Annotated in this window: 9 protein-coding genes; 6 read left to right on the top strand and 3 right to left on the bottom strand. The window is 69.9% G+C overall.

The annotated features are described in order from the left end of the window. Nucleotides 1–58 precede the first annotated feature (58 nt). A complete protein-coding gene (locus GOARA_RS16385) occupies nt 59–1006 on the bottom strand; it encodes a diacylglycerol/lipid kinase family protein (protein WP_040523753.1) in 948 nt (315 codons plus the stop codon). Beyond that, nucleotides 1006–2652, bottom strand: coding sequence for an FAD-binding oxidoreductase (locus GOARA_RS16380; protein ID WP_007323535.1), 1647 nt, complete (start codon nt 2650–2652; stop codon nt 1006–1008). The genes GOARA_RS16385 and GOARA_RS16380 overlap by 1 nt, the downstream gene beginning before the upstream one ends. A 20-nt stretch (nt 2653–2672) precedes the next feature. Between GOARA_RS16380 and GOARA_RS16375 the strand changes: the two genes are divergently transcribed. The 5 genes from GOARA_RS16375 to GOARA_RS16355 all read left to right on the top strand — a co-directional run bounded on the left by GOARA_RS16375 (nt 2673) and on the right by GOARA_RS16355 (nt 7464). Further along, the gene (locus GOARA_RS16375) at nt 2673–3302 is read left to right on the top strand and encodes a TetR/AcrR family transcriptional regulator (RefSeq protein ID WP_007323534.1); all 630 of its coding nucleotides are present in this window, start codon (nt 2673–2675) and stop codon (nt 3300–3302) included. A 3-nt stretch (nt 3303–3305) separates the two neighbouring features. Then, the gene (locus GOARA_RS16370; protein ID WP_007323533.1) at nt 3306–4838 is read left to right on the top strand and encodes a glycerol-3-phosphate dehydrogenase/oxidase; all 1533 of its coding nucleotides are present in this window, start codon (nt 3306–3308) and stop codon (nt 4836–4838) included. A gap of 443 nt (nt 4839–5281) precedes the next feature. Next, nucleotides 5282–5788: a hypothetical protein gene (locus GOARA_RS16365; RefSeq protein WP_007323532.1), complete on the top strand. Its 507-nt coding sequence runs from the start codon at nt 5282–5284 to the stop codon at nt 5786–5788. A gap of 48 nt (nt 5789–5836) precedes the next feature. After that, nucleotides 5837–6235 carry a YccF domain-containing protein gene (locus tag GOARA_RS16360; protein WP_007323531.1) on the top strand — a complete coding sequence of 133 codons (399 nt, stop codon included), beginning with the start codon at nt 5837–5839 and terminating at the stop codon, nt 6233–6235. Between the two features lie 116 nt (nt 6236–6351). After that, the gene (locus GOARA_RS16355; protein WP_007323530.1) at nt 6352–7464 is read left to right on the top strand and encodes an aminotransferase class V-fold PLP-dependent enzyme; all 1113 of its coding nucleotides are present in this window, start codon (nt 6352–6354) and stop codon (nt 7462–7464) included. A 7-nt stretch (nt 7465–7471) separates the two neighbouring features. On the opposite strand, the gene GOARA_RS16350 is transcribed toward GOARA_RS16355, so the two are convergent. After that, entirely contained in the window at nt 7472–8686 is a 1215-nt protein-coding gene (locus GOARA_RS16350) for an MFS transporter (RefSeq protein WP_007323529.1), read from the bottom strand. Between the two features lie 47 nt (nt 8687–8733). On the opposite strand from GOARA_RS16350, the gene GOARA_RS16345 reads away from it, so the two are divergent. Next, nucleotides 8734–9363 (top strand): YqgE/AlgH family protein, encoded by a 630-nt coding sequence (locus GOARA_RS16345; protein WP_007323528.1) that lies wholly within the window; start codon nt 8734–8736, stop codon nt 9361–9363. The last annotated feature ends 92 nt before the right edge of the window (nt 9364–9455 follow it).

Genomic DNA, 9455 nt, shown 5'->3' with positions numbered 1-9455 from the left:
GGTTTGCTCCGTAGATCGTGACCAGTATCGGGTAACGATCTACGGACGAAGCGATTGATCAGCGCGGCATGATGACGTGCGCAGCGCCCGGCAGCGTGTCGAACGTGGCGGGTAGCCGTCCGATGAGATCGCCGTCGACCGACACGAGGGCGGGCGGATCCGAACTCACGGTCACGGTCTTGCCGCGCGCGGTGCGCACGAGGTGGTGTTCGACGTGCTTGCCGCTGAACACGCTCGGCAGCAGCCGCAGCAGGGTCGAGCGACCGACGCCGGGCTCCTTCGTTGCGACCGTGACGTCGAGCAGTCCGTCGTGGACATCGGCGTTGGGCGTGATGAGCATGCCGCCGCCGTAGGAGCGGGTGTTGCCGATCGCGGTGAAGATGACGTCGCCGTCGGCGACGGTCTCGTCGTCGACCACGACCGTGAAGTGGCGCGACGTCAGGTTCGCGATCTCGGCGACCGCGGCGGCCAGATAGCGCGCTTTGCCGCGGGGCCAGCTCATCCGGTTCGCGCGGGCGGTCACGTCGGCGTCGAATCCGGTCGCGGCGACGGTGACGAACAGCGCGGTCTCACCGGAGCCGGCGGGACGGCCACTCGCCTCGTCCACACCGCCGAGGCGTACGCGGCCGAGGTCGAGGGCGCGTGCTTCGCCGTCGACGATGACGCCCACCGCACCGGCCAGGTCGTCGTGCGGGATGCCGAGCGTTCGGGCGAGGTCGTTGCCGGTGCCCGCCGGGATAACCCCAACGGGGGTGCTGGATCCGGCCGCGGCCTCCAGGGCGAGCCGGATGGTGCCGTCCCCGCCTACCGCGACCAGCGCATCGACGGTGTCGTCGGCGACGGCCTCGTCGGCGAGTCGCTGCGCGTCGGCGAGGTCGCTGCCCGCCAGGACCTGCACCTGTATGCCGCGTGCGCGCAGTAGGCGTTCGACGTCGGCGGCGATCGCCAGCCCGGTGCCCTTGCGGGCGAGTGGATTGGCGAGGACGGCCAGTGATCGGATCGGCATCAGACCAGTTTGCCCGGGTTGCACACGCCTGCGGGGTCGAGTGCGCCTTTCACCGCGCGCAGCACGTCGACGCCGAGTTCGCCGATCTCGTCCGCCAGCCACGGCTGATGGTCGCGGCCGACGGCGTGATGGTGGGTGATCGACGCCCCGATCTCGGCCAGGGTTGCGGTGACCTGGCGTTTCGCCGCCAGCCACTGATCCAGCGCGTCCCCGTCCTGGCGGTAGACGACGGTGAAGTACAGCGACGCCCCGGTGGCGTAGGTGTGCGAGATGTGGCACATGACGACGGTCGGCTCGGGAAGGACTTCGGTGAGCGAAGCCGTGACGGCGGCCTTCACCTCGTCGAGCTTGGCCCACGTGGTGACGGTTTCCAGCGTTTCGCAGCCGACGCCGATGTCGAGCAGGGCGTCGCGCAGGTACGGGCCGGAGAATCGGCCGTGCTCCCAGGTCCGTGCGGGTGCGTCCCCGAGCGACTGGCCGCCCTGGGCGGTGAAGATCTCGCGGACCACGCCGGCACGCGCCGAGACGGCCGACGGCGATCCTTCGAAGGTGGTGATCGCCAGGCAGCCACCCGGCACGCCCTTGTCGGGCAGGTCGTCGTCGCTGTTCTCCGATTCGCCGATCTCGGTCGGCCGGGCCAGGTTCAGGGCGGTCTCGACCTCGTCGGAGACGCGCATGACTGTCGGCATGACACCCTCCTGCGCGACCGCGCGGAACGCGGCCGCGGCGGCGGCGAAGGAGTCGAAGCGCCAGCCCTCGTATTCGGTCATCTCGGGAACGCGGTGCACCCGCAGCGACACGCGTGTGACGATGCCGAGCGCGCCTTCCGAACCCATCACCAACTGACGCAGGTCGGGGCCGACGGCGTTCTTCGGCGAGCGGCCGGCTTCCAGCACGCCCTGCGGCGTGATCAGCGTGAGGGCCTGCACCATGTCGTCGAACCGCCCGTACCCGGCCGATGCCTGACCCGACGACCGGGTCACGGCGAAACCGCCGATCGTGGCGTAGCGGAAACTCTGCGGGAAGTGGCCGAGCGAATAGCCGCGTTCGCCGAGGAGCCGTTCGGCGTCGGGTCCGGTGACGCCGGCGCCGAGGGTGGCGATCTGCGACACCTCGTCGAGGTCGAGGAGGGCGTCCATGCGACGCAGGTCGACCGAGACCGCGGCGCGGAGTTCACCGGCCTCGGGGTCGACCCCGCCGACCACGCTGGTGCCACCGCCGAACGGAACGACGGCGACCCGGTTCTGGGCGCACCAGGCGAGCAGCGCGACGACCTCGTCATCGGTGGCGGGTACGACCACCGCGTCGGGTGCGTCCTGCTCGGGCCGGCGTCGGCGCAGCAAATCCGGCGTCGACTTGCCGCCGGCGCGCAGCAAGCGGTCGGCGTCGGCGGCCGATACCCACTCGTCGCCGACGATCGCGCGCAGGCTCGCCAGGTCGGCGTCGGACAGGCGGCTCGGCGAGACCGCGACCGTCGTGGGGTCGACGGTGGGCAGGGTGACCTCGCCGGAGACCCCGAGCATTCCGCGGATCAGCGTCGAGGTGCCCTCCGACAGCGGGGCGGCGAGTTCGGGGTCTCCCCACGCGTCCCAGCGCATGGGAGGAACGGGTACCTGGTGTGATTCGGGGTCAAAACCGGCGGTCATGCGATACAGTGTTACACATCATGTCAATCCGTAATGCAGATTCGCCCGAATCGAGCCGCGACGAGCCCGCGGACGAGTTGAGTACGCGGGTGCTCGACGCCGCGCGCGAGGAGATTCTGCGCCAGCAGGGCCGCAAGGTCAGTCTGGCCGACGTCGCGCGTGCCGCCGGGGTGAGCCGGCCAACGGTGTACCGGCGCTGGGCCAGCCTCGACGAGGTCGTGCGCGATCTGTGTCATCGCGAGATCAACCGGATCGTCGAGGCGGTGCAGGCGACCACTCCCCTGCGCACGCGTTCCGGGTTCGCACCGGAGATCGATCAGATCGTCCGCGTCGCCGGAGCGATCCGCGACGACGAGCTGTTCGCCGAACTGTGGCGCGGCCAGCCGGACTTCCTGCAGCCATATGTCTTCGATCGCCTCGGATCCAGCCAGCGCAGCCTGCTGCGGCTGCTCGCCGACGGTATCGAACAGGGCCAGGCCGACGGATGGGTGCGCGACGGCGATCCGGACAAACTCGCGGCGATGGTCCTGCTGATCACCCAGTCGGCGGTGCAGTCTCAGGCCCTCGTCGAACCGATCCTCGGCGAGGACTGGTCGACCGAGCTGCATCGCGCACTGGCCAGCTATCTCGAGCAACCCGGTAAGGAGTAACCGATGACCACACTGAATGCCGCGCGCCGCCGCGCCGATCTGGAGTCGCTGGTGGCGCGGGCGGAGCCGGTCGACGTGCTCGTGATCGGCGGTGGCATCACCGGGGTCGGCATCGCCCTCGACGCGGCCACCCGCGGATTGTCGGTGGCACTGGTCGAGGCGCACGACCTCGCCTTCGGGACGTCGCGGTGGAGCAGCAAGCTGGTCCACGGCGGTCTGCGCTACCTGGCCTCCGGCGACGTGGGCATCGCCCACGAGAGCGCCGTCGAGCGCCACCACCTGATGACGACGATCGCCCCGCATCTCATCCGGCCGGTGCGACAGGTGGTCCCCGACTTCGGCAATCGCACCTCCGATCTCCTCGTGCGCGCGGGATTCCGTGCGGGCGACGTGCTGCGGCGGATCGCCCGCACTCCGGCCGATGTGCTGCCCGGCCCGAAGCGACTCTCGTCCATCGAGGTGATCGCCTCGTGCCCCACCGTGCGGCGCCACGGCTTGCGCGGTGGCGCGTCGACCACCGACGGCCAGCTGATCGACGACGCCCGGCTGGTCACCGCCGTCGCGCGGACGGCAGCGGGTTACGGCGCGCAGATCCTCACGCGGGTGCGCGTGCTGCGGGCCGACGGCACCGGCGCGGTGCTGCGCGACGAGCTCGACGACCGTGAGTTCCACGTCGCGGCGCGCTCGGTCGTCAACGCGACCGGGGTGTGGGCGTCCGACATCGATTCGACGCTGTCCATCCGCCCGAGTCGCGGGACGCATCTCGTGTTCGACGCGGAGAAGTTCGGCAACCCGACCGCCGCGTTGACCGTCCAGATTCCGGGGTCGACGAGCCGGTTCGTCTTCGTGCTGCCCGAGCAGCTGGGCCGCGTCTATCTCGGACTCACCGACGTCGATGCCGACGGTCCGGTTCCCGACGTGCCGACCCCCGACGACGACGAGATCGACTTCCTGCTCAACACCGTCAACACGGCGCTGGCCATTCCCGTCACCCGTGCCGACATCCGCGGTGCGTTCTCGGGCCTGCGGCCGCTGATCGACACCGCGGGCGGCGACGGAAGCACCCTGGCGGACGTGTCGCGCCGGCACGACGTGCGGGTCACCGACGGTTCGCTGGTGAGCGTCGTCGGCGGGAAGCTGACGACGTACCGGCAGATGGCTGAAGACGCCGTCGACGCGGCGGTCAAGGCGGCCGGTCTCACGGCCGCCACCGGCTGTGTCACGCCGTCGATCGCGCTGGTCGGAGCGAGTGCCGCGGACCGGCAGCAACTGGCGGGGTTGCCGGCATCGCTGGTCGCGCGGTTCGGCGCCGAAGCCCCCAGGGTCGTCGAAGCGGCGACGGTCGCCGAGCCGCTGGCCCCGATCGCCGACGGTATCGACGTGACCCGCGCGGAGATCGAGTTCGCCTTCACCCACGAGGGCGCCCTGAGCGTCGACGACGTGCTCGACCGGCGAACCCGGATCGGACTCGTCGCCGCCGACGCCGACCGCGCGCGTCCGGCCGTCGAGCAGATCGCCGCCAGCGCGCTGGTGTAGGCCGGCCGCGCTCGCTGGTCTCGATACGACCGCTCCTGCGTCGCGGTCACTCGACCACCCAATGATGGTTGCCCTGTCGCGGGCGGTGGGTCTCGATACGACCGCTCCTGCGTCGCGGTCACTCGACCACCCAAATGCCGGCGGCTGCTCCTGGGTTACTCGACCACCCAGTCAGCCGCTGGTTTCGATACGACCGCTCCTCCGTCGCGGTCACTCGACCACCCGAATAGCGTCAGCCAATTCGACGGGAGCGGTCACTCACCACCCAATGCGGCGGCTGCTCCTGGGGTCACTCGACCACCTAGTCGGCGGTTGCTTTTCCGGGGGTGCTCGTCCTCTTGGGTGATCGAGTGCCGCCGAGCTTGCGAGGCGGTGTATCGAGATCATCCCGGACCGGACAGGGGACCGTGGAACCGCTCGGGCGCCGGCTGCGTCCAAGGAATATGGACCCACCACTCATCGCCCACACCTTCGGGACGGGCTTCGGTGAAACGACGACGTGGCACGCCCCGGCGGACGTCGATCTGAACGGGGACGGGCGCCTCGAGTCGATACGCCTCGATTTCGACGGGGACGGCCTCGCCGACGACCTGATGATCGACCTGGACGGAGACGGCGTGGCCGAGTACGCCGCGCTCGACCTCGACGACGACGGAACCGTCGACGTCTTCTACACCGACGCGGGGAACGGAGTCTGGGGCGTGCGCGCCGAGCCACCGGCCGGGCCCGCCGCCCCGCCGACCGCTCCCCGGGCCGCGCCCGAACCGGGACGGATGGAGGTGCCGATAGACGTCGACGGCAACGGAACCATCGACGCGACGCTGGTGACCCACGCCGACGGCCGCCGGGAGCTGCGGCTGGACACCGACGGCGACGGCCGGTGGGACACCGCCCTCGTCGACGAGGACGGAGACGGCACCATCGACCGGGTTCACCATCGGAAACCGTGATGACCGTTGCCAGGGGCGCAATCGGCCCCGCGGCGGCATAATCGGGGAATGAAGACGATCCTCAACATCCTGTGGCTGGTCCTGTCCGGCCTCTGGATGGCCATCGGCTACGCCATCGCAGGTGTCATCTGCTGCATCCTGATCATCACCATCCCTTTCGGGATCGCCTCCTTCCGCATGGCCAACTACGCGCTGTGGCCGTTCGGCCGGACGATCGAGCGCAAGCCGGGCGCCGGCACGATGTCGCTGATCGGCAACATCATCTGGCTCATCGTGGCGGGCATCTGGCTGGCCATCGGGCACATCACCACGGGTATCGCGCTCTGCCTGACGATCATCGGCATCCCGCTGGGAATCGCCAGCTTCAAGATGGTTCCGGTCTCGCTGATGCCGCTTGGCGCGCAGATCGTCTCGACCGATTCCGATCGGATCGAAGCACCCCGCTAGCCCGCCCGTTGCCACACTCGGACTGCAGGCCCTGGGCGAACACCGTCGGCGACCGCCCACCCGGCAGCCGACCGGCGTGGCTCAGCGCACATCGGGGGCCGGTCTAGATTGGAGCCATGTTCCTCAGCGAGCTCGGGTCGGCATGGCATGACGCGCGGATCGAGCCGGAGATCACGCACCTGGACTCGGCCTCGGCCGGCCGGTCGTCGAACGCCGTCATCGAGGCGATCACCGGCCACCTGTGGGAGGAGTCCCGCCACGGCTCATACGTCGCGATGGACGCCGCGGAGCAGATGCTGGAGCGCGGGTCGCGTGAACTCGCCGCGCTGATCGGCCACCACTCCGACGAGCTGGTCTACCGCGATACCGCCCGGGCGGCGCTGCGCGCGATGCTCGGCGTCGCCAACCTGCCGGTCGCCAGCACGGTCTGGGTGGCCAAGAACGAATTCGGACCGAACCTCGTCGAGTTCGAACGCCGCGGCTTCTCCGTCCACACCCTGCCCGCGGCCAGCGTTTACGGCCACGTCGACACCGACGCGCTGGAGAACATGCTGCAGTTCGAGCAGCCGGACTTCATCCACGTGTGCCACATCGGCTCGGCGAGTGGCATCGTGCAGCCGGTGGCCGAGATCGTCGAGATCGCCCACGCCGCCGACGTTCCGGTCGTCGTCGACATGGCGCAGGCGGTCGGACACGTTCCGACGATCACCGGCGCCGACATCGTCTACGGCACCAGCCGCAAATGGCTCACCGGGCCGCGGGGAGTCGGGTTCGTCGCGATCCGCGCCGACTCGCGGCTCCGGGTGGAGATCACCGATATGGAAGCGGGCACGACGGCCGGTTTCATCGCCGGACGGCTCGGCCTGGGGGCGGCGGTCGGGGAACTGATCGGCTTGGGTCCACAGGCGGTGTTCGACGAGTTGGCGGCGATCGGCCGGGCCACGCGCGAGCGTCTCACCGGGATCGGCAGCTGGGAGGTCGTGGAGCCGGTCGACGAGCCGTCCGCGCTGGTCACCCTCGCTCCCCCGCCCGGGTTCGAAGCCGCCGACGTGATCGCCGCGGCCAACCACCTGCGCGACGCGGGTCTGCTGGTGACACCGGCGCTGCCCGAGCGCACGCCGCTGATGCTCGACAACGCCGTACTGCGGCTGAGTCCGCACCTGGATGCGAAGAGGGAAGACCTCGACCGCCTCGCGAGCGAGTTGCGGACGATGGGTTACCGATCCTGATCCGTCCCTATCGAATGGTCGCCGGATGTCGGCGCACCACGCCCACCAGCGCGGCCGCGTAGACGACGGCCCCGAGCAACACCAGTCCGGTGGCCCGACCGTCGTCGGGCAGTAGGACCGCGGTCGTGAAGACCGCCGCGACGAACGTCAGGTTGAAGACGGCGTCCTGGAGCGCGAACACCTCCCCGCGGATGTCGTCGGCGATGTCGAGTTGCATCGCGACGTCGCCGCAGAGCTTGACGGTCTGCCCGACCCAGCCCAGGACGACGGCGGCCCCGACGAGTAGATCGAGGTTGAAGGTCAGCAGCGTCGACTGGGCCAGCACGCCGACCGCGAGCCCCGAAGCAAGCGTCCTGCCCCGACCGATGCGGCGGGCGAGGATCGGCGTCGTCAACGCCGCGAGGAGGGCCCCGACGGCGGTCGCACCGGCGAGCAGGAGGAATCGGCGCAATCCGGTCGAGACGCCGGCGTGATTGGCCAGGACCAGCAGGACGAGGGAGTTCATGCCGAACACCCAGCGATGTGCGCCGATGGCGGCGAGAGCCACCGCGACCGTCGGAGTGTGGACGACGGCGGCGGCTCCGCGGCGCCAGCCGTTGGCGAGCGCGCTGGGCAACGATGCGGGCGGCGACTCGCCGTCGTCGGGCCCGAGCGAGCGCGCCGGGAAGCTCCGCGCGAGGAGACCGGCGGTCAGGGCGAAACCGGCTCCGATGAGCATGGTCAGGGCGGACCCGACGTCGTCGCCCCCGACGATGAGGCGGGCACCGGCGGCGATGCCGAGGCCGATGACGACGGCGAACCCGCCGAGCGTGGTGAACACGGCGTTGTCGGTGACCAGGGACTCGCGGCTGGTGACGTGGGGCAGTGCCGCGGACAGGCCGGCGCCGACGAACCGGCTGGCGCCCATCACGCCCAGCGCGGATGCGAGTACGACGCCCTCGGGCAGGCTCGACGCGAGCAAGGCCGCGCTCACGACGATGAGTCCGGCGCGAATCACGTTCGCCCACAACAACACCAGGCGTCGATCCCAGTGGTCGAGCAGGGTGCCGACCCATGGCCCGATGAGGGAGTACGGCCCGACCAGCACGGCGAGACTCCCCGCCATGAGCAGTGGAGTGGCCTGATGATCGGGGTTGAAGGCGATAGCGGCGAAGAGCGCTGCCTGGAAGATTCCGTCGGCGGTTTGACCTGTCAACCGCGTTGCCAGGAGCCGGACTTTCACCGTTCAAGACTACCGACGACGATGCGCGATCGTGCCATGATGAGGTCGTGGGCGGTGACGACTTCGACGACCCGAGGACCGGCACCGGTGGCAGCACCGGCGGACGGTTCGGCGCGGCCGCCATCCGCGCGGGAACGTTGCTGATCGCCTCCCCGGCGTTGACCGAATCGTCGTTCGCGCGCACGGTCGTCTACATCATCGAGCACGAGGACGGCGGCAGCATCGGCGTGGTCATCAACCAGCCGTCGCACTCGGCGGTTCACAACCTGTTGCCCCGATGGTCGTCGCTGGCCGCCAACCCCAAGGCCCTGTTCGTCGGCGGTCCGGTCAAACGTGATGGCGCGCTGTGCCTGGGAGTGGTCGAGCACGGCGTCGACGTGCACGGCGTCGGCGGATTGATGACGGTGAGCGGGCGCGTGGTGCTCGTCGATCTCGACGCCGATCCCGAGATTTTGTCGCCACTGCTCGTCGGGGTGCGGGTGATGGCCGGCTACGCGGGATGGGGTCCCGGTCAGCTCGACGACGAGTTGAGCGAGGACAGTTGGCTGGTCGCCTCGGCGCTGCCCGACGATGTGCTGTCGCCCGCCGGCGTCGACCTGTGGGCGACGGCGCTGCGGCGTCAACCGTGGCCGCTTCCGCTGCTGGCGACCTACCCGATGGACGTCACGGCGAATTGAGCGGTGACCTGCGGAAACCGCTGCTGGTGCTGGGAATTTCCTACGCCGCGATATGAGACAAGAATTGACTTTTGTTCCAAATCTGGGGATCA

Source organism: Gordonia araii NBRC 100433 (assembly GCF_000241265.1).
In the GTDB taxonomy this organism is placed as follows: Bacteria; Actinomycetota; Actinomycetes; order Mycobacteriales; family Mycobacteriaceae; genus Gordonia; species Gordonia araii.
Note: the sequence above shows the minus strand (reverse complement) of the source record. Positions and strands in the feature narration are given on the sequence as shown.